General features: G+C 67.6%; 19 protein-coding genes. 10 read left to right on the top strand and 9 right to left on the bottom strand.

Annotated features, from left to right (window positions below; all coding sequences use genetic code 11):
- Positions 1-78: 78 nt before the first annotated feature.
- The 5 genes from purM (at position 79) to AC3WLF_RS09480 (ending at position 6,460) form a co-directional block, all read left to right on the top strand.
- Positions 79-1,131 (top strand): phosphoribosylformylglycinamidine cyclo-ligase, encoded by a 1,053-nt coding sequence (purM, locus tag AC3WLF_RS09500; protein WP_492319637.1) that lies wholly within the window; start codon positions 79-81, stop codon positions 1,129-1,131.
- 335 nt (positions 1,132-1,466) lie between these two features.
- Positions 1,467-2,795, top strand: coding sequence for an MFS transporter (locus tag AC3WLF_RS09495; RefSeq protein WP_010815021.1), 1,329 nt, complete (start codon positions 1,467-1,469; stop codon positions 2,793-2,795).
- A 48-nt stretch (positions 2,796-2,843) separates the two neighbouring features.
- Positions 2,844-4,280 (top strand): dihydropyrimidinase, encoded by a 1,437-nt coding sequence (gene hydA, locus AC3WLF_RS09490; RefSeq protein WP_492358119.1) that lies wholly within the window; start codon positions 2,844-2,846, stop codon positions 4,278-4,280.
- A gap of 37 nt (positions 4,281-4,317) precedes the next feature.
- Positions 4,318-5,712 (top strand): amidase, encoded by a 1,395-nt coding sequence (locus AC3WLF_RS09485; protein ID WP_492351200.1) that lies wholly within the window; start codon positions 4,318-4,320, stop codon positions 5,710-5,712.
- Between the two features lie 4 nt (positions 5,713-5,716).
- Positions 5,717-6,460: an aspartate/glutamate racemase family protein gene (locus tag AC3WLF_RS09480; protein ID WP_492319640.1), complete on the top strand. Its 744-nt coding sequence runs from the start codon at positions 5,717-5,719 to the stop codon at positions 6,458-6,460.
- A gap of 28 nt (positions 6,461-6,488) precedes the next feature.
- Here the strand turns inward: AC3WLF_RS09480 and AC3WLF_RS09475 are convergent, their stop codons facing one another.
- The 4 genes from AC3WLF_RS09475 to mutL all read right to left on the bottom strand — a co-directional run bounded on the left by AC3WLF_RS09475 (position 6,489) and on the right by mutL (position 10,895).
- Positions 6,489-7,226, bottom strand: a complete 738-nt coding sequence (locus AC3WLF_RS09475; RefSeq protein ID WP_492319641.1) for a GntR family transcriptional regulator — start codon at positions 7,224-7,226, stop codon at positions 6,489-6,491.
- A gap of 101 nt (positions 7,227-7,327) precedes the next feature.
- Positions 7,328-7,828 (bottom strand): GNAT family N-acetyltransferase, encoded by a 501-nt coding sequence (locus AC3WLF_RS09470; protein ID WP_492357322.1) that lies wholly within the window; start codon positions 7,826-7,828, stop codon positions 7,328-7,330.
- Positions 7,829-7,909: 81 nt separating this feature from the next.
- Positions 7,910-8,878, bottom strand: coding sequence for a tRNA (adenosine(37)-N6)-dimethylallyltransferase MiaA (gene miaA / locus AC3WLF_RS09465; protein WP_492358118.1), 969 nt, complete (start codon positions 8,876-8,878; stop codon positions 7,910-7,912).
- Positions 8,879-8,912: 34 nt separating this feature from the next.
- Complete coding sequence (gene mutL, locus AC3WLF_RS09460; RefSeq protein ID WP_492358117.1) at positions 8,913-10,895, bottom strand: DNA mismatch repair endonuclease MutL; 1,983 nt, start codon at positions 10,893-10,895, stop codon at positions 8,913-8,915.
- Between the two features lie 165 nt (positions 10,896-11,060).
- Between mutL and AC3WLF_RS09455 the strand changes: the two genes are divergently transcribed.
- Positions 11,061-11,714 (top strand): VTT domain-containing protein, encoded by a 654-nt coding sequence (locus tag AC3WLF_RS09455; protein ID WP_035821236.1) that lies wholly within the window; start codon positions 11,061-11,063, stop codon positions 11,712-11,714.
- A gap of 54 nt (positions 11,715-11,768) precedes the next feature.
- Here AC3WLF_RS09455 and AC3WLF_RS09450 read toward each other — a convergent pair whose 3' ends face one another.
- Together AC3WLF_RS09450 and murJ are read right to left on the bottom strand one after the other, a co-directional pair.
- Positions 11,769-12,617, bottom strand: coding sequence for a SirB1 family protein (locus tag AC3WLF_RS09450; protein ID WP_340524264.1), 849 nt, complete (start codon positions 12,615-12,617; stop codon positions 11,769-11,771).
- Between the two features lie 96 nt (positions 12,618-12,713).
- The gene (gene murJ / locus AC3WLF_RS09445) at positions 12,714-14,264 is read right to left on the bottom strand and encodes a murein biosynthesis integral membrane protein MurJ (protein ID WP_492340364.1); all 1,551 of its coding nucleotides are present in this window, start codon (positions 14,262-14,264) and stop codon (positions 12,714-12,716) included.
- Between the two features lie 327 nt (positions 14,265-14,591).
- On the opposite strand from murJ, the gene rpsT reads away from it, so the two are divergent.
- On the top strand, positions 14,592-14,858 hold the full coding sequence (gene rpsT / locus AC3WLF_RS09440; RefSeq protein ID WP_010815010.1) for a 30S ribosomal protein S20: 267 nt from the start codon (positions 14,592-14,594) through the stop codon (positions 14,856-14,858).
- 113 nt (positions 14,859-14,971) lie between these two features.
- Here the strand turns inward: rpsT and AC3WLF_RS09435 are convergent, their stop codons facing one another.
- Complete coding sequence (locus tag AC3WLF_RS09435) at positions 14,972-15,271, bottom strand: DUF3579 domain-containing protein (protein ID WP_010815009.1); 300 nt, start codon at positions 15,269-15,271, stop codon at positions 14,972-14,974.
- Positions 15,272-15,708: 437 nt separating this feature from the next.
- Here AC3WLF_RS09435 and argF point away from each other — a divergent pair, with 437 nt between their 5' ends.
- Entirely contained in the window at positions 15,709-16,632 is a 924-nt protein-coding gene (argF, locus tag AC3WLF_RS09430) for an ornithine carbamoyltransferase (protein WP_035821233.1), read from the top strand.
- Between the two features lie 85 nt (positions 16,633-16,717).
- A complete protein-coding gene (gene ppnP / locus AC3WLF_RS09425; protein ID WP_010815007.1) occupies positions 16,718-17,029 on the top strand; it encodes a pyrimidine/purine nucleoside phosphorylase in 312 nt (103 codons plus the stop codon).
- A gap of 33 nt (positions 17,030-17,062) precedes the next feature.
- Here the strand turns inward: ppnP and murB are convergent, their stop codons facing one another.
- Positions 17,063-18,073 (bottom strand): UDP-N-acetylmuramate dehydrogenase, encoded by a 1,011-nt coding sequence (gene murB, locus AC3WLF_RS09420; protein WP_492351198.1) that lies wholly within the window; start codon positions 18,071-18,073, stop codon positions 17,063-17,065.
- A 125-nt stretch (positions 18,074-18,198) separates the two neighbouring features.
- Between murB and AC3WLF_RS09415 the strand changes: the two genes are divergently transcribed.
- Entirely contained in the window at positions 18,199-18,684 is a 486-nt protein-coding gene (locus tag AC3WLF_RS09415) for a YajQ family cyclic di-GMP-binding protein (protein ID WP_018311553.1), read from the top strand.
- Positions 18,685-18,736: 52 nt separating this feature from the next.
- On the opposite strand, the gene AC3WLF_RS09410 is transcribed toward AC3WLF_RS09415, so the two are convergent.
- Positions 18,737-19,195 carry a DUF192 domain-containing protein gene (locus AC3WLF_RS09410; protein WP_492319648.1) on the bottom strand — a complete coding sequence of 153 codons (459 nt, stop codon included), beginning with the start codon at positions 19,193-19,195 and terminating at the stop codon, positions 18,737-18,739.
- Between the last annotated feature and the right edge of the window lie 86 nt (positions 19,196-19,281).

The raw sequence follows: 19,281 nt of genomic DNA, 5'->3' as shown, positions 1-19,281 counted from the left end.
CGATGCCAAGCAACGGCAGCCGCAGTGGCCCGAGCGCCGGATTCCTCACTTTATTTCCTCCAGGACAAGCAGGTTCCCATGAGCGCATCCCCGACCGCCGGCCAGGCAGGCCTTTCCTACCGCGACGCCGGTGTTGATATCGATGCCGGCGACGCACTGGTCGACCGCATCAAGCCGTTTGCCAAGCGCACCATGCGCGAAGGCGTGATGGCGGGCATCGGCGGGTTCGGTGCGCTGTTCGAACTGTCGAAGAAGTTCCAGGAGCCGGTGCTGGTGTCGGGCACCGACGGCGTCGGCACCAAGCTCAAGCTTGCGTTCCAGCTCAACCGCCATGACACCGTCGGCCAGGACCTGGTCGCCATGAGCGTCAACGACATCCTGGTGCAGGGTGCCGAGCCGCTGTTCTTCCTCGACTACTTCGCCTGCGGCAAGCTGGACGTGGACACCGCCGCCACCGTGATCCAGGGCATCGCCCGCGGTTGCGAACTGGCCGGCTGCGCCCTGATCGGCGGCGAAACCGCCGAAATGCCCAGCATGTACCCGGACGGCGAATACGACCTGGCCGGCTTTGCCGTCGGTGCGGTCGAAAAGAAGAAGATCATCGACGGCAGCACCATCACCCCGGGCGACGTGGTGCTGGGCCTGGCTTCGTCGGGCGCGCACTCCAACGGTTACTCGCTGGTGCGCAAGATCATCGAAGTGGCCAAGCCGGACCTGAACGCCGACTTCCACGGCCAGCGCCTGCAGGACGCGATCATGGCGCCGACGCGCATCTACGTGAAGCCGCTGCTGTCGCTGATCGAAACCCTGCCGGTCAAGGGCATGGCCCATATCACCGGCGGCGGCCTGACCGAGAATGTGCCGCGCGTGCTGGCGCAGGACGTCACCGCCGTGCTCAAGCGCGATGCCTGGACGCTGCCGCCGCTGTTCCAGTGGCTGCAGGCGCAGGGCCGCGTGGCCGACGACGAAATGCACCGCGTGTTCAACTGCGGCATCGGCATGGTCGTGATCGTGGCCAAGGAAGATGCTGAGCGCGCTATTCGCCACCTGCAAGCGGCCGGCGAGGCCGTGTGGCAGATCGGTGAGATCCGCGAACGCGCCGAGGGCGAGGCGCAGACCATCGTGGTCTGACGACACCGAAGCCTTCCGGCAAGAACGGCGCATGCCTTAGGGCATGCGCTTTTTTTTCGTCCAGCGTACGGCTCATCAGGGTTTACCCAAAGCCTCACACCCGCTTTGTGCCCTGCGCTGCCCGAGTCCCGTTTTCGTGCATCGCACCAAAATCCAGCATGCATCTGCACCAAGTCTGACAAACAATATTTTGCTTGATTGTATGGCGGTTTATCGCCTAATGTACTGAGCAAAGACGCGGCACACGTATGCCGCGTCCGGAGACAACGCCTCCGCGCGATGCCGGCAACCACCGGCGGCGCAGGGCGCAGGCCAGGACCATTGGAGGATCCACCATGCAAGCAGTCAGCATCGACGCAGCGGCAAAAGGCGCGTCGGCCCAGAAGCAGTCCGTCGCGCGCGTCGCCGGGGCCAGCCTCGCCGGCACCACGCTCGAGTTCTACGACCACTTCATCTACGGATCGGCCGCCGCGCTGGTCTTCCCCAAGCTGTTCTTCCCGCAGAGCGACCCGCTGACCGCGACGCTGCTGTCCTTTGCCAGCTACGGCGTGGCCTTCGTGGCGCGGCCGCTGGGCGCGGCGATCTTCGGCCATTTCGGCGACAAGATGGGCCGCAAGTCCATCCTGATCATTACGCTGCTGATGATGGGCCTGGCCACCTTCGGTATCGGCCTGCTGCCGACCTATGCCGCCGCGGGCGCGCTGGCACCGGTGCTGCTGGTGCTGCTGCGCGTGGTGCAGGGCCTGGCGCTGGGCGGCGAATGGGGCGGGGCGGCGATCATGGTCAACGAGCTCGACCCTGAAGGGAAACGGCGCGGCATCCTCGGCAGCCTGGTGCAGCTCGCCGCGCCGATCGGCCTGCTGCTCGCCAACGGCGTATTCGCGCTGGTGACCTGGCAGGTCTCGGAAGAAGCCTTCCTGAGCTGGGGCTGGCGCGTACCGTTCCTGCTGTCGGCGCTGCTGGTGGGCGTCGGGCTCTACATCCGCTCCAACGTGCGTGAATCCGGCATGTTTGAGAAGCTGGAGGAATCCCACGCCGAAGCGCGCGCGCCGATCATGGAAGTGCTGCGCAACTACAAGAAGCAACTGCTGATCGCCTTCGGCGCGCGGCTGGGCGGCGATATCGCCTTCTACGTGTTCACGCTGTTCCTGCTGTACTTCGTGCCGACCAAGCTGGGCCTGCCCAAGAGCATCGCGCTCAATGCCGTGCTGCTGGGTGCGGTGGCGCAGATCCTGTTCATCCCGGTGGCCGGTTACCTGGCCGACCGCATCGGGCGCCGCCCGGTGCTGATGATCGGCGGCATCGGCGGTGCGGTGTGGGCCTTTGTCTTCTTCACGCTGGTCAAGACCGGCAGCCCGGCTTTGATCATGCTGGCCTCGTTCGTCGGCATGGTGCTGGTGTCGTTCATGTTCTCGCCGCTGGCGTCGTTCCTGCCGGAGCTGTTTGCCACCCGGGTGCGCGTGACCGGTGCCTCGCTCGGCTTCCAGTTCGCTGGTGTGTTCGGCGGCGCGCTGGCCCCGCTGATCGCGGTGGGCCTGCTCGACCGCTTCGGCAGCACCGCGCCCGTTGCGCTGTACCTGGCGGCGGTGTGCGCGCTGATCGCAATCGCCGCGGCGGCCGCGCGGGAAACCAATCGCATGCACCTGTCCGACGCGGACCGCTGAATGCGGACCAAGGCGAGCGGCAGCAACAATCTTCTCGTGAGCAGTATCGTGAAACAGTTCGACCTGATCATCCGCAACGGCACCGTGGTGACCGCCAGCGACACCATGCAGTGCGATATCGGCATCGCCGGCGGCCGCATCGTGCAACTCGGCCACGACCTGGGCGAGGCCGCGCAGACCATCGACGCCAGCGGCAAGCTGGTCTTGCCGGGCGGCGTCGATGCGCACTGCCACCTGGACCAGCCGATGCCGGACGGCCTCAGGATGGCTGACGACTTCCGCACCGGCTCGGTGTCGGCGGCCTGCGGCGGAACCACTACCGTGATCCCGTTCGCCGCGCAGGAGAAGGGCCATTCGCTGCGCGCGGCGGTGAACGACTACCACCAGCGCGCCGACGGCAAGGCTGTGGTCGACTACGCCTTCCACCTGATCGTGGCCGATCCTACCGAGGCGGTGCTGCAGGACGAACTGCCGGGGCTGATCCGCGAGGGCTATTCGTCGTTCAAGGTCTACATGACCTACGACGACCTCAAGCTGAACGACCGCGAGATCCTTGAGGTGCTGTCGGTGGCGCGCCAGGAGGGCGCGCTGGTGATGGTGCACGCCGAGAATTCGGACTGCATCGCCTGGCTGACCGAGAAGCTGGGAGCGGCGGGCAACACCGCGCCGAAGTTTCACGCGCTGGCCCGGCCGATGGCGATCGAGCGCGAGGCCACGCACCGCGCCATCACCTTCTCCGAACTGGTCGACGTGCCGATCCTGATCGTCCATGTATCGGGCAAGGAAGCGGTCGAGCAGATCCGCTGGGCGCGCAACCGCGGCATGAAGATCTTTGCCGAGACCTGCCCGCAATACCTGTTCCTGACCGCCGACGACCTCGATCAGCCCGGCTACCACGGCGCCAAGTGCGTGTGCAGCCCGCCGCCGCGCGACCGCAGCAACCAGGAAGTGATCTGGGACGGCCTGGCCGACGGCCTCTTCACCATCTTCTCGTCCGACCATGCACCGTTCCGCTACGAAGACGCGCAGGGCAAGAAGCCTGGCGGCAAGGAAGTCCCGTTCCAGTACATCCCCAACGGCATTCCCGGCCTGGAAACGCGGCTGCCGCTGCTGTTCTCGGCTGGCGTGGTGGGCGGCCGCATCTCGGTCAACCAGTTCGTCGCGCTGACCTCGACCAACCCCGCCAAGCTCTACGGCCTGCATCCGCGCAAGGGCACCATCGCCATCGGCGCCGATGCCGACCTGGCGATCTGGGATCCGCAGCGTGAGGTGACGATCCGCAACGCCGACCTGCATCATGCTGTCGACTACACCCCGTATGAAGGCCTGCGCGTGACCGGCTGGCCGGTGACCACGCTGGTGCGCGGCAAGGTCGTGGCGCATGAGGGCGAGGTGCTGGCCGAGGCCGGCCACGGCCAGTTCCTGCCGTGCGGCCTGCCGGAGATGGCCAGGCCGCGCTATCGCACCTCGGGTGGCAGCCTGTGACGGCAGCCTTGCCGATGCTTTGACTGAAACGACTGACATGGAACTGACCAACCGCCTGGACGCCACCGCTATCGCGGCCCGCGTCGCCGCCGGCCGCCTCGATCCCGCCGAGGTGGTCGCCGCCTTCCAGGCCCGCATCGCGGCGCGCAATGACCAGCTCAACGCCGTGTTCGAGCAGCGCCAGGAACTGGTCGATGCCGACCTGGCGCAGCTGCGCGCGCGCCTGGCGCAGGGCGAGCGCCCGTTGCTGGCGGGCGTGCCGGTGATCGTCAAGGACGTGATCTGGAGCCAGGGCCGCCGCGTCACGCAGGGCTCGCAGCTGTACCGCGACTTCATTGCGCCCGCCGACGCGATTGCGGTCGAGCGCCTGCGCCAGGCCGGCGCGATCGTGCTCGGCATGGGCAATACCTCGGAGTTCGCCTGCAAGGGCCTGACCACCAACAAGGTCTACGGGCTGACGCGCCATCCGCTCGATGCCACGCTGACCGCGGGCGGCTCGTCTGGCGGCTGCGCGGTGGCGGTGGCGGCCGGCATGGCGCCGCTGGCGCTGGGCACCGACGGCGGCGGTTCCAGCCGGCGCCCGCCCGCGCATGCCGGCGTGGTCGGCTTCAAGCCTTCCTACGGCGCGATTCCCGATTCGGTCGGCTTTCCCCATGCCTTCAATGGCATCCAGGTGATTGCGCCGATCACGCGCACGGTGGCTGACGCCGAGCTGATGTTCGAGGCGCTGGCCGGCGCCGATCCGCGCGATCCCGATACGCTGGGCTTCTCGCTTGGCGCCGCGCGCCCGCTGCATACGCTGAAGATCGCGGTCAGCCCGCGCCTGGGCCTGGACACCCCGGTCGACGACGATGTCGCGCAGGCCTTCGAACAGGCCGTGGCCCGGCTGCAGGCCGCGGGCCTGACCATCGAGCGTGCCGACCCGGCCTGGCCGAAGGGCGCCGACGAGGCCGCGCTGATGCCGCTGCAGCATGTCGGCCTGGCCAATCTCTACGGCGAGGCCTGGCGCCGCGACCCGGAGCTGTTCGATCCCGACGTGGCGCGCCAGATCGAGCGCGGGCTGGCCTGGAGCGGCGCCGACGTGGCCCGCGCGCGCGAAGCCAGCCACCAGATCGCGCTGGCCATGGCCGGGTTCTTTACCGGCTATGACCTGCTGCTGTGCCCGACCACCCCGTGCGTGGCGTGGCGCAACGACCGGCTCGGGCCGGAGCGGATCGGCGGCGTGGCGGTGGAGCCGCGCGCCCATGCGGTGTTCACGCCCTTCTTCAACCATGCGCTGGCGCCGGCCATTTCGGTGCCCTGCGGCCATGGCCGCGACGGGCTGCCGGCGGGCCTGCAGATCGCCGGCCCGCGCGGTGCCGACCGCAACGTGCTGGCCGCGGCCAGGCTGGCCGAAAGCGTGCTGGCGCCGTTGCTCAACCCTGCCGGATAACGTCATGCGAATCCTTGTCCTGAATCCGAACACCAGCGCAGGCATCACCGCGCGGCTGATGGCCGCTGCCACCGAGGCCGCGGCCGCCGGCACCGAGCTGGTGCCGCTGACCGCCAGCCGCGGCGTGCCCTATATCGCCACGCGCGCCGAGGCGCAGATCGGCGGTGCCATCGCGCTCGAGATGCTGGCCGAGCACCATGGCCAGTTCGACGCGGCCATCATCGCGGCCTTCGGCGACCCCGGCCTGATGGGCGCGCGCGAACTGTTCGACCTGCCGGTGGTGGGCATGGCCGAGGCGGCGATGCTGTCGGCCTGCATGCTGGGCCGGCGCTTTGCCATCGTGACCTTTGCGCGGGCGCTGGGGCCCTGGTATGAGGAGTGCGTGGACATGCATGGCCTGCGCGGCCGGCTGGCCGGCATCCGCATGCTCGATGGCAGCTTTGCCTCGGTGTCGGACGTGCAGGAAGAGAAGGAAGCCGTGCTGGTGGAACTGGCCAACCGCGCCGTGGCGGAGGATGAAGCCGATGTGGTGATCCTGGCCGGCGCGCCGCTGGCCGGCCTGGCCGCGCGCGTGCGCGACCGCATTCCGGTGCCGGTGGTCGACCAGATGGCCGCCGCCGTCAAGCAGGCCGAGGCGCTGGTCGCGCTGCAGCCGCGCAAGGCCACAGCGGGCACGTTCCGCCGCCCGGATGCCAAGCCCACGCTGGGTTTGCCCGCGGCGCTGGCGGCGCGCATCGAGCACCGCTAAGCCGCCTCGCCGCCGATGACGCCGCGGCTCAGACCGCGGCGAACACCGCTTCCAGGTCGACCTTTTCCTCGGCCGGCAGCTCCAGCCGCAGCGTGCTTTCGACATGGCCGAGGTGCTCCGCCATCAGCCGCGCGGCGCGCTCGCCGTCGCCGGCTTCCAGTGCATCGACGATGTCGTCGTGTTCATGGTGCGGGCACGACGGCACGCCCGGCGCGTCATAGAGCGCGATGATCAGGCAGGTCAGCGAGCACAGCTCGCGCATGTACTTGCCCAGGTACTGGTTGCCGGTCATTTCCGCCAGCTTGCAGTGGAACTCGCCCGACAGCCGGATGATGGCGCGGCGGTCGTTGCTGTCGCGCGCCTGTGCTTCCTGGCGCGTGGTTTCGCGCAGCGCGCGCACACCCGGCGCGCCGATGGCGCCGGCCAGGTCGCGCACCAGCGCGGGTTCCAGCAGGTGGCGTGAATGCAGCACCTGGCGCGCTTCGGCCACGCTCGGGCTGGAGACGAAGGTGCCGCGGTTGGGATGCACCGTCAGCACGCCTTCATGCGCCAGCTTGGCAAAGGCCAGCCGCACCTTGGTGCGGCTCACGCCGAACACGCCGCCCAGCTTTTCCTCGACCAGCTTGGTGCCCGGCGGCAGCCGGTGCTCCCAGATCGCGGTCAGGATGCGGTCGGCGATGGCCTCGACCGACGCGCCGCGCGCACTGTCCGCGTCGGTCTCATTGATACCGTCGGTGGCGGGCAGGTCGGCTTTGGTTCGTGGCATGGTGGTTGGCGTTGGCGGCCGGAAAAAAGACAGTCGATGTCGTTATTGTATGGCGGCTCGCCATCAAGTGTATAACAGCGGCGTCGGGCCGGTTGCCGTTCTTACTTCGCGCCGAGCTTGTCCAGCGCCTCGCCGGTCACGCGGCAGATGCGCCAGTCAGGAAGCACGTCGGCGCCCATGGCCTGGTAGAAGTCGATCGACGGCTGGTTCCAGTCCAGCACCGACCATTCGAAGCGGCCACAGCCGCGCTCGACCGCCAGCGCCGCGAGGTGCTTGAGCAGCGCCTTGCCCAGGCCGTGGCCGCGCCAGGCCGGATCGACATAGAGGTCTTCCAGGTACAGGCCGGGCCTGGCCAGGAAGGTCGAGAAATTGTGGAAGAAGAGGGCAAAGCCGACGGCTTGCCGGCCGCCATCGGTGCCGACTTCGACCAGCACCGCTTCGGCATGCGGCGTGGCGCGGAACAGTGCATCCTGGATCTTCTGCGGCGTGGCTTCGACGATATGCGTCAGCTTTTCGTATTCGGCCAGCGCCAGGATCAGGTTGAACAGCGTCTCGCTGTCGGCGGCGGTGGCGGGGCGGAGCGTGAAGGCGGGCTTGGACATGCTGGGTCGGCTCTCCGGAAAACAGGGATTCGGAATTATCGCCTGTGCGTCACTTGCCGCGCCAGCTTGCATGCAATCGGGTCAGTGCCCGAAGTCCGCCAGCTTGCGCACCTGGTCGACATACCCGGGCGCCAGGCAATCCACCACCAGCCGCTCGGGCGTGCTGCGCAGCCAGGTCAGCTGGCGCTTGCACAGCTGGCGCGTGGCGGCGATGCCGCGCTCGCGCATGGTGGCAAAGTCTGCGTCGCCGTCGAGGTACTCCCATACCTGCCGGTAGCCGACGCAGCGGATCGACGGCAAGCCCGGATGCAGGTCGCCGCGCCGGCGCAGCCGCTCGACTTCCTCGATAAAGCCGTTGGCCAGCATCGCGTCATAACGCTGCGCGATGCGCGCGTGCAGCGCCAGGCGGTCCGATGGCTCCAGCGCAATCACGCGGAAGCGCTGGTCCGCCGCGCCGGCAAAGGTGCGCCCCTCGGCCTGGCGCGCCAGCAGCGCCGACATCGGCTGGCCGGACAGGCGATGGATCTCCAGCGCGCGCTGGATGCGCTGCGCGTCATTGGGCGCGAGCCGCGCCGCGGTGACCGGGTCGACCTCGGCCAGCATCGCATGCAGCGCCGGCCAGCCGCGCTCGGCGGCAAGCTGGTCGAGCTCCGCGCGCAGCGCGGCATCGGCCTGGGGCAGGTCATTGAGCCCCTGCGTCAGGGCCTTGTAGTAGAGCATGGTGCCGCCGACGATCAGCGGCACATGGCCGCGCGCGCGGATCTGTGCGATCAGCCGTTCGGCATCGGTGACGAACTGCGCCGCGGAGTAGCTGTCGGCCGGGTCGATGATGTCGATCAGGTGGTGCGGCGCGGCTGCAAGTTCTTCGCGCGTGGGCTTGGCGGTGCCAATATCCATCTCGCGGTACACCAGCGCCGAATCCAGGCTGATGATCTCCACCGGCGCGTCGGCCGCCAGTGCCAGCGCAGCCGCGGTCTTGCCCGAGGCGGTGGGGCCGAGCAGGCAGACCACGGGCGGATGCGTGGCGAAATCGTGGGGTACGGCGGACATCGGAAACCTTGGATGAGTCGTGCGGGCGAGCGGCTTACTGCCCGCGCAGGAACAGCCGGTCCAGCTCGGTCACGGTCAGTTGCACCCAGGTCGGGCGGCCGTGGTTGCACTGGTCGGCGCGCTCGGTCTGCTCCATCTGGCGCAAGAGCGCGTTCATTTCCTCGAGCGTGAGCTTGCGGTTGGCGCGCACCGCGCTGTGGCAGGCGAGGGTGGCCAGCAGTTCGTTGCGGCGCTCGGCCAGCACGCGCGAGCCGCCATAGGCATGCAGGTCGCGCAGCACGTCGCGCGCCAGCGCTTCGGCATCGGCCTGCTGCAGCAGCGCCGGCACCGCTCGCACCGCGAGAGTGGTGGGCGACACCGGGGCGATATCGAAGCCCAGCAGCGTCAGCGTCTCCTGGTGTTCTTCGGCCACGCCGATCTCGACCGGGCTGCCGGGCAGCGTGACCGGGATCAGCAGCGGCTGCACCGCCAGGTCGCGCGCGTCCAGGCCGGCCTTGATCTGCTCGTACAGGATGCGTTCGTGCGCGGCATGCATGTCCACCAGCACCAGCCCGCGCGCGTTCTGTGCCAGCACATAGATGCCATGCAGCTGGGCGATGGCGTAGCCGAGCGGGTGGTCGTCGGGGGCGTCGGCAGGATCGGCAAAGCCGGCGCGCGCCGCCGGCAGCAGCCGGTCCAGCAGGCCGGGCGGGTCGTCGGCGCGTGCCGCCTGGGCGTCGGCCAGCCAGGCCGGCGGCTGCGCCGGGGTGCCGGGCATGGCGCCATAGGGCCGCGCCGCCGGTGCGGCGGCATCGCGCACCATGCCCAGGTAGGCCTGGCGTGGCTGGGCGATGCCGAGTTCGGTCTGGCGTGCCGCGGAATAATTGATCCACTGGCCGCCGCCACCACTGCCGCCGCCATAGCCTGGCCGTGCGCCGGCCGCCGGGGTCGCGCCGCCAGGCGGCAGGGTGATCTCGCCGTCGGCGTCGGTATGCAGGCTGTCGCCGTTCCCGCCGGCCTGCCGCGCCAGGCAGCGCTGCACCGCGTGGTAGACGAACTGGTGCACGGCGCGCGATTCACGGAAGCGCACTTCGATCTTCGACGGGTGCACGTTGACGTCGACCATCTCCGGCGGCAGGTCCAGGCACAGCACATAGGACGGGAAGCGGTCGCCGTGCAGCACGTCCTGGTAGGCGCTGCGCACCGCGTGGTTGAGCAGCTTGTCGCGCACGAAGCGGCCGTTGACAAAGAAGTACTGCTGGTCCGGCCGCCCGCGCGAGGCGGTGGGCAGCCCGGCAAAGCCATACAGGTGCAGCGTGTCGGCCTCTTCGTCCAGTGGCAGGCGGGCGCGGGCAAAGTCATTGCCCAGCACCTGCGCGGTGCGGGTGGCGACGTCGCCGGCATTCCAGTGCTCCAGCGGCTTGCCGTTGTGGTGGACCGAGATGGTCACGTCGGGCCGCGCCAGCGCCACGCGCCGCACCATCTCCAGGCAGTGCCCCAGCTCGGTTTGCTCCGATTTGAGGAACTTTCGGCGCGCTGGCGTGTTGAAGTAGAGGTGCTGCACGTCGACGGTGGTGCCGACCCCGCCCGAGGCAGGCTGCACCGTGCCGGTATCGGCGCTGACCTGGGTGGCATGGGCATCGGCCGCGGTGCGGCTGGTCAGGGCCAGCTGGGACACCGAGGCGATCGAGGCCAGGGCCTCGCCGCGGAAGCCCAGCGTCAGCACCGATTCCAGTTCGTCGAGCGACGCAATCTTGCTGGTGGCGTGGCGCATCAGCGCGACCGGCAACTCTGCCGCAGGGATGCCGCAGCCGTTGTCCGTGATGACGATGCGCCGCACGCCGCCTTCTTCCAACCGGATGCCGAGCTGCGTGGCGCCGGCGTCGAGCGCGTTTTCCAGCAACTCCTTGACCACCGAGGCCGGTCGTTCCACCACTTCGCCGGCGGCGATCTGGCTGATGAGCTGGTCCGGCAGCGGCCGGATCGGGCGCGGCTGCTGGGTGGTGCGCAGGGCGGTGCTGGAGGCGGAGGCAGGCATCCGGCGATTATACGTGGACGCCCGCACGGAGTCGGACGCGCAAAGGCGCCGCAGGTGACGGATTGGCGCGGCGGCTCTTGTATGATTCAGGCCAAGGCGGCCCAGGCCGCATCGGACAGAACGCAGTCAACCAAACCATCAACGGGGAACGACTTGGATCTCGCTTTGCAGCTCATCGACATGCTGGTGCATGTCGACAAATACCTCGGCACGGTCATCGACCAGTACGGCCACTGGGTCTATGCCATCCTGTTCCTGATCGTCTTTGCCGAAACCGGTCTGGTGGTCCTTCCATTCCTGCCGGGCGACTCGCTGCTGTTTATCGCGGGCGCCTTCTGCGCAACCGGCGCCATGAACGAGTGGGCACTGATCGGCCTGCTGCTGGTGGCGGCGATTTCCGGCAATACCGTCAACTACCTGGTGGGCAGCTGGATCGGGCCCAAGGTGTTCGACCACCAGTGGCGCTTCCTGGACCAGGATGCGCTGCGCCGCACCCATGACTTCTATGAGCGGCACGGCGGCAAGACGCTGGTGATGGCGCGCTTCGTGCCGATCGTGCGCACCTTCGCCCCGTTCGTGGCGGGCGTGTCGCAGATGACCTTTGCGCGCTTCCAGATGTTCAACGTGGTCGGCGCCGTGGCCTGGGTGGTCGGCCTGGTCTTTGCCGGCTACTTCTTCGGCAACCTGCCGTTCATCCGCCAGTACCTGAACCTGATCGTGCTGGCCGGCATCGGCGCGGCCGTGGTGCCGCTGGTGCTGGGCGGGCTGTGGAAGCTGGTGCGCGGCAACCGCCGCCGGCCCACGCGCGTGGAGCGCTGAGCCAGTGAGGGGCCGCGCAGCCTTCGCGCCCCTTTTTCACTATGAAGCGGGTTCTTAGTTGAGGCTGCGGCTCATCATCCGCAGCGCCGGCATGCGCTCGCGGATCTGGCCGATATCGGCCGCATCGGGCCGGGCCAGCACATAGGCTTCCAGGTCGGCCAGCGCGGGTCGGAAGCACTCCAGGTTGGCGTACGCCAGCCCCCGGTCGCGCACTTCCTCGATCGAACCCGGCAGCAGGATCACCAGCCGGTTCTGCACCGCCAGTAGCCGCTGCCAGCGCGACTCCTGCAGGTAGATTGCCTTCAGGTTGCGCAGCATGCGCGCGACGATCTCGCGGTGGCTGGCCGCGCGCAGGAACAGGCCCAGCGGCACCTGGCTGGCATCGCTGATGCCTTCGCGCTCCAGGTACGGATCCAGCATTTCCTGCAGCCGTTCCTTCGACAGGGTCTCGCCGGTGAGCGGGTCCAGGATCACCTCGCCGGCAGGAATCGTCATGCGCAGCAGGAAATGGTTGGGGAACGACACGCCCTTGAGCGGCAGGCCGATCTGCTGGCCCAGCTCCATGAACAGCACCGCAAGCGAGATCGGGATGCCGCGCCGCTGGCGCAGCACCACGTTCAGGTAGGAGTTGTCGGGGTCGTAGTAGTCGTTCGCGTTCGGGCCGAAACCCAGGTCGCGATAAAAGAAATGGTTCAGCAGGCGCAGCCGCTGGATCGCGGGGGTGCCTTCGGCGATCCGGCGCTTCAGGCGCAGCGCCAGCACGTCCAGCGCCGCAAGCTCGGCCTGCAGGTCCAGGTCGGGGTAGGCGTCCTGCGCGATGGACAGCGCGGTTTCGGTCAGCGGGATGCCGTTTTCGTCAGCCACGAGGCTGGCGAAATAATCCAGGACTTTGGTGGATGTCATGTCGGTTTCCCGGTGCAGCCGCCGGCACCGCGCGCAGCGTGGGTCACCATTGCCGGCTCGTTAGGTGGCCCATGCGTTGGCAGATTCGCTGGCCCATCAGCCGGCGCGGCGCCTGAAGGCAGAGTAGCGCAGTCCCATGAGCCACAGTGTACCGAAGTAGACCACCGCTGCAAGTACCAGGCACGAAGCCAGCAGCGCGATGCGCAGCAGCGGCGTCGCGCCCAGTCCGATCCAGTCGAAGTTGCGCGCGAACCAGAGCAGCATGCCGGACAGCAGCAGCACCGAGGCGCACAGCTGCGCCAGGAACAGCCACCAGCCCGGCGCCGGCCGGTACAGGCCGCGCCGGCGCAGGCCGAAGAACAGCAGCAGCGCGTTGATGGTGGCGCCGGCGCTGATCGACAGCGCCAGCCCGGCATGGCCGATCCACGGCACGAACGCATAGTTGCAGGCCTGCGTGATCACCAGCACCAGCAGTGCGATCTTCACCGGCGTGCGGATATCCTGGCGCGCATAGAAGCCGGGCGCCAGGATCTTGATCGAAATCAGCCCCATCAGGCCGACGCCGTACGAGACCAGCGCCTGGCGCGTCATCTCGACCGCGTGGGCGTCGAACTTGCCATAGTTGAACAGCACGGCGGTCAGCGGCGCGCCGAACACGAACAGCCCCACCGCGCAGGGCACCGCCAGCAGGAAGGTCAGGCGCAGGCCCCAGTCGAGCAGGCTCGAGTACTCGGCATGGTCGCCCGAGGCGTTGGCCTTGGACAGGCTCGGCAGCAGGATCGTCCCCAGCGCCACGCCCAGCAGCGCGGTCGGGAATTCCATCAGCCGGTCGGCATAGGTCAGGTAAGAGACGCTGCCCGCGGCCAGCCGCGAGGCGATATTGGTATTGATGATCTGGCTGATCTGCGCCACCGACACGGCCAGCAGCGCCGGCCCCATCTGCCGCAGGATGCGGCGCACGCCGGGATCGGACCACGCCGCGCGCAGGTTGAAGCTCAGCCGCGGCATCACGCCCAGGCGCCGCAGCGCCGGCACCTGGATCGCCAGCTGCAGCACGCCGCCGACCAGCACGCCCCACGCCTGCGCGTAGATCGGCTGGTCCATGTGCGGGCCGACGAACAGGGCCGCGATGATCAGGCACAGGTTGAGCAGCACCGGCGTGAAGGCCGGCACCGCGAACTTGCGCCAGGTATTGAGGATGCCGGACGCCAGCGCCACCAGCGAGATCAGGCCGATATACGGGAACATCACCCGCGTCATGAACACGGCCGCGGTATACGTTTCGCTTTGCCCGCGGAAGCCGGTGGCGACCGCGGTCATCACCAGCGGTGCCCCGATCACGCCAAGCAGGGACACGCCCATCAGCACCCAGGTCATGACCGTGGCGACGGCGTCGATCAGTGCCTTGGTCGGCTCGTTGCCGCGCTTGGTGTGGTATTCGCCGAGGATCGGCACGAAGGCCTGCGAGAACGCGCCTTCGCCGAAAATGCGGCGCAGCAGGTTGGGAATGCGGAAGGCCACGTTGAACGCGTCGGTCATCTCCGACGCGCCGAAGGCGCGGGCGATCAGGATCTCGCGCACGAGGCCGGTGACGCGCGAGAGCATCGTCAGGCTGCTGATGGTGGCGAGCGCTTTGAGCAGGTTCAAGGTGCGGGTCGGTGCGGGACGGTGGATCGGTGCGGGCGCACCGCATGTCGGGGACGCCACTGAGACGCGGTCCGGGCGATAAAGTTGCCGGCGCGCCACGTGCCCCGGCACAATGTGGCGCTTATTATACGGATCGGCCCGGCGCCCGCCCGGCCTGAGCTGGCAAAGTGTCCGCCGTGTTGCTTTGTGCGCCGGCATCTGTGTATAATTGCCGATTCACAAGGACAGTTGCGTTCCGGATTCGTGTGTCAGTGCATCCCGGGTCGCTCGATATGACTTAATTGTTGTGTCCCCCGCGGCACGCATCTGAATTCAGGATATTTTTACATGGCAAATTCCGCACAAGCTCGCAAGCGCGCCCGCCAGGCCGTTGCCCAGAACGCTCACAACTCCAGCCTGCGTTCGCGTCTGCGCACCGCCGTCAAGGCCGTCCGCAAGGCCATCGACGCTGGCGACAAGGCCGCTGCCGCCGAGATCTTCAAGAACTCGCAAGCCGTGATCGACAGCATTGCCGACAAGAAGATCGTGCACAAGAACAAGGCTGCACGTCACAAGTCGCGCCTGTCGGCCGCCATCAAGTCGATGGCTGCCTGATCGCTGCCCGGGCCGCCCCGGCGGTCCAGCAGAGGCGGGTGCCCAGGCATCCGCCAACAAAAAAGCTCGTCATCCGACGAGCTTTTTTGCTTTCCGGCGCCAGGCCGGCAGGCTTATTCCAGCGAACAGGCTTCAACCAGCTGCAGGTTGTTGTCGCGCGCAAAATTGAGCACGAAATCCAGCGCCTTGGGTTCAATGTCGCGCAGCCGCACGTCCACCACCACGCATTTGACATTGCCGGCGAAGATCGGCCGCACGTAAGGGGAGTAGGTCAGGCGCGGGTCGCCGCTGTCGCCCTCGGGGCGGAACTGCGCCATCACGCCGCACAGCCGTTCGGCCCAGTCGCTCGGGCGGAAGGTCTTGCCTTCCTTGGTAATGCCTTGGATAAAGAATTCGCGAACGTTGGGGTTCATGAGGCTGGACACTGCGGGTGAGGCGGACGACTCGACGGTAAACCCGCTGGACGGGCGCCCGTTTGACGCGGCCGGGGCGCGTTTGGTTCGCGCTGGTTCCAGCCGGAAGGCGGGGCGTCGGTGTCTTGCGGGGGCACTTTTGATGCCGGCGGCGGGCAGCGGCATGGGTATGCCGGGCCCCGCGTGAATCAGCGGGTATTATATCTTATATAAGAGTTGCGCATAAGGGCGAATCCTGTCGGGAACCTGTCAGCGGGCCCGGGCAAGTGCAGGGCGCAAGTCCGTGCCGGGTTGTCCCGGACTCGCCAAAGCAGAAATAATCCCTTATGATTCTTGCAGTTAAATTGCGTATGCGACGCGAAAGGCGGCTCCGCGGCGCGCTTGAGTCATGAACACTTCGTGACGGCGCGTCCCCACCGAGCCGCCTTCTTTGTTTTATGAGCTCAACCCCGATCAAGCATTACCTCCAGTTCAGCGACTTCACTCCCGACGAGTATGAGTACCTGCTGGATCGCGCGCGGATCCTGAAGGCCAAGTTCAAGAACTACGAGACCTGGCACCCGCTGCACGACCGCACGCTGGCCATGATCTTCGAGAAGAATTCCACGCGTACGCGCCTGTCGTTCGAAGCCGGCATCCACCAGCTCGGCGGCCACGCGGTGTTCCTGAACACGCGCGACTCGCAACTGGGCCGCGGCGAGCCGATCGAGGATGCGGCGCAGGTGATCTCGCGCATGGTCGACATCATCATGATCCGCACTTTCGGCCAGGACATCATCGAGCGCTTTGCCGCGCATTCGCGCGTGCCGGTGATCAACGGCCTGACCAACGAATACCACCCGTGCCAGGTGCTGGCCGACGTCTTCACCTACATCGAGCAGCGCGGCAGCATCCGCGGCAAGACCGTGGCGTGGATCGGCGATGCCAACAACATGGCCTACACCTGGATCCAGGCCGCCGAGCGGCTGGGCTTCACCTTCCATTTCTCGGCGCCGCCGGGCTACCAGCTCGATCCGGCCATGGTGCCGGCGTCGGCCGCCGGCCTGGTCAAGGTCTTCGACGATCCGCTCACGGCCTGCCAGGGCGCCAGCCTGGTCACCACCGATGTCTGGACCAGCATGGGCTTCGAGGCCGAGAACGACGCCCGCAAGCGCGCCTTCAAGGACTGGATGGTCACCACCCCGATGATGGACCGCGCCGAGCCCGACGCGCTCTTCATGCACTGCCTGCCGGCGCACCGCGGCGAGGAAGTCGAGGCCGCCGTGATCGACGGTCCCAAGAGCGTGGTCTGGGAAGAGGCCGAGAACCGCCTGCACGTGCAGAAGGCGCTGATGGAATACCTGCTCTGCGGCCGCTACTGAACCAGCGCGGCGCGGGGGTGAACAGGGAGGGGCCGCGATGGCCCCTCTTTTTACGTCTTTCGTACAGAAACCAAAGGAGATGGAAGTGAGCCAGTTCGACAACGTGTCGGTCGTCAAGAAAGCCAACCTGTACTTTGACGGCAAGTGCGTCAGCCACACCGTGCTGTTCCCGGACGGCACCCGCAAGACGCTGGGCGTGATCTTCCCGGCCGCGCTGACCTTCAACACCGGCGCGCCCGAGATCATGGAAATCAACGCCGGCACCTGCCGCGTGCGCCTGGCCGGTTCGGAAGACTGGCAGACCTATGGCGCAGGCCAGCAGTTCAGCGTGCCGGGCAACAGCAGCTTCGATATCGAGGTGCAGGAAACGCTGGACTACGTCTGCCACTTCGCGTGACAGGCGCGGCGGGCCGGTCCTGGCCCGCCTGCTTTACAGCACTACCGGCTCCGGTTCGATGCGCACGCCAAAGCGCGCCTGCACCGCATCGGCGATACGGTTGGCCAGTGCCAGCAGCATCGCGCCGGTGCCGCCGCCGTGGTGCACCAGCACCAGCGCCTGCTTGCCGTAGACGCCCACCGGCCCATCGGTTACGCCCTTGAAGCCGCAGCGGTCGATCAGCCAGCCGGCGGCCAGCTTGTACGAGCCGTCCGGCTGCGCATAGCTGACCAGGTCCGGGTTGGCCTGCAGCAGCGCGTCGCGCTGCGCGGCGCTGACCAGCGGATTCTTGAAGAAGCTGCCCGCATTGCCCAGCTGCGCCGGGTCGGGCAGCTTGCGCGAACGGATCGCGACCACGGTGTCGCGAATCGTGCCCGCATCGGGCGCGGCCCGGCCATCGAGTTCGCGCGCCAGCTCCCCGTACGACAGCACCGGTTGCCACGCCTTGGGCAGGCTCAGCGTCACCGCCGTGATGATGTAGCGGCTGGCGCCGGCGCGCTTGAACAGGCTGTCGCGGTAGCCGAAGCCGCAGGCCCGCAGGTCCAGCCACACGAATGCGCCGGTGTGGCGGTCATAGGCGCGCACGCCTTCGAAGCGCTCGCGCAGTTCCACCCCGTAGGCGCCGATGTTCTGGATCGGCGCGGCGCCCGCGGTACCGGGGATCAGCGCCAGGTTTTCCAGGCCGGGCATGCCGTCGGCGATGGTGCGGTTGACCAGCGCGTTCCAGTTCTCGCCGGCGCCGGCGGTGACCAGCCAGGCATCGCCAGTCTCCTCCGGGTGGTAGCCGGGGATTTCCATCAGCAGCACCAGCGCGTCCAGGTCGCCGGTCAGCACCACATTGCTGCCGCCGCCCAGGACCACCAGCGGCAGGCCGTCGGCACGCGGGTCGGCCAGGGCCGCGGTCAGGTCGCCTTCGCTGCGCACATGCACCGCAAAGCGCGCGCGCGCGTCGAATCCGAATGTATTGTGGCGACGCAGGGGATAGAATTCGTGGAAATCTGCCATGCAAGGGAAAGGTGACGCGGCCGCCGCTGGAGGGCAAGCGACCCGGAACTGCGAGGTAGGCTGGATTATACGGAAGGCGCCGTGCGCGGCCGGCTTCCGGGCATACGGATCACAAGGAGAATGCAATGCCGTCGTTTGATGTAGTGTGCGAAGCGAACATGGTCGAGGTGAAGAACGCCGTCGAGCAGGCCAACAAGGAAATCTCGACGCGCTTCGATTTCAAGGGCTCGGACGCCCGGGTCGAGCACAAGGAAAATGAACTGACTGCCTTTGCCGACGATGATTTCAAGCTGAGCCAGGTCAAGGATGTGCTGATCAACAAGATGGCCAAGCGCAACGTGGACGTGCGCTTCCTGGACTACGGCAAGATCGACAAGATCAGCGGCGACAAGGTCAAGCAGGTGATCACGATCAAGAAGGGCGTGACCGGCGACCTGTCCAAGAAGATCGTGCGCATCATCAAGGACAGCAAGATCAAGGTGCAGGCCAGCATCCAGGGCGATGCGGTGCGCGTGTCGGGCGCCAAGCGCGACGACCTGCAAAGCGTGATGGCGATGCTGCGCAAGGACGTGTCCGAGGCGCCGCTGGACTTCAACAACTTCCGCGACTGATTCTTGCCCTCCGCGCCGGCGCTCCTGCCGGCGCCGCCTGGCGCTGCCGCACTCAGCGAGGCTGCGGCAGTCCGCCGATTTTCGCGCCGGCCTTGATGCCTTTCTGCGCGAACCATCCCTTGTTCATTTCCAGCGCATAGCGGATCGCCGCCTTCGGGCAATGGTTGCTCTCCGTGCGCGGCGCCATGTCCTCGATATTGACGATGGTGCCGTCATCGGCCAGGAAGGCGATCGACAGCGGCAGCTCGGTGTTGCGCATCCAGAAGCAGTGGCCCGCCTTCTGCTCGAACACGAACAGCATGCCGGCGTTGGGGGCCATGGTCGTGCGGTACATCAGCCCCTGTTCGCGCGCTGCCGGCGTGGCGGCAACCTCGGCCTGGATCGCAAACATGCCCGCGGTGAGCGGCACCACCGGCAGCGCGGCCTGCGCGTGCGCGATCCCGGCGCTCAGCGCGAGCAGGCCGGCAATCGAGGAGCATCGTGACAACAGCGTGTTGGACAGGAAGGGCATGGTGTTCAGTCTGAAATGGCGCGGGCAGCAGCCGCAAGCATAGCGCACGCGCGCCGTGCCGATGTGCGGCGGGCGGTACGTCGCGC

The sequence above is a fragment of the Cupriavidus sp. FW306-01-F10A genome (assembly GCF_058782785.1).
The sequence above is the reverse complement of the archived record's forward strand: the minus strand, read 5'-3'. Positions and strand labels throughout refer to the sequence as shown.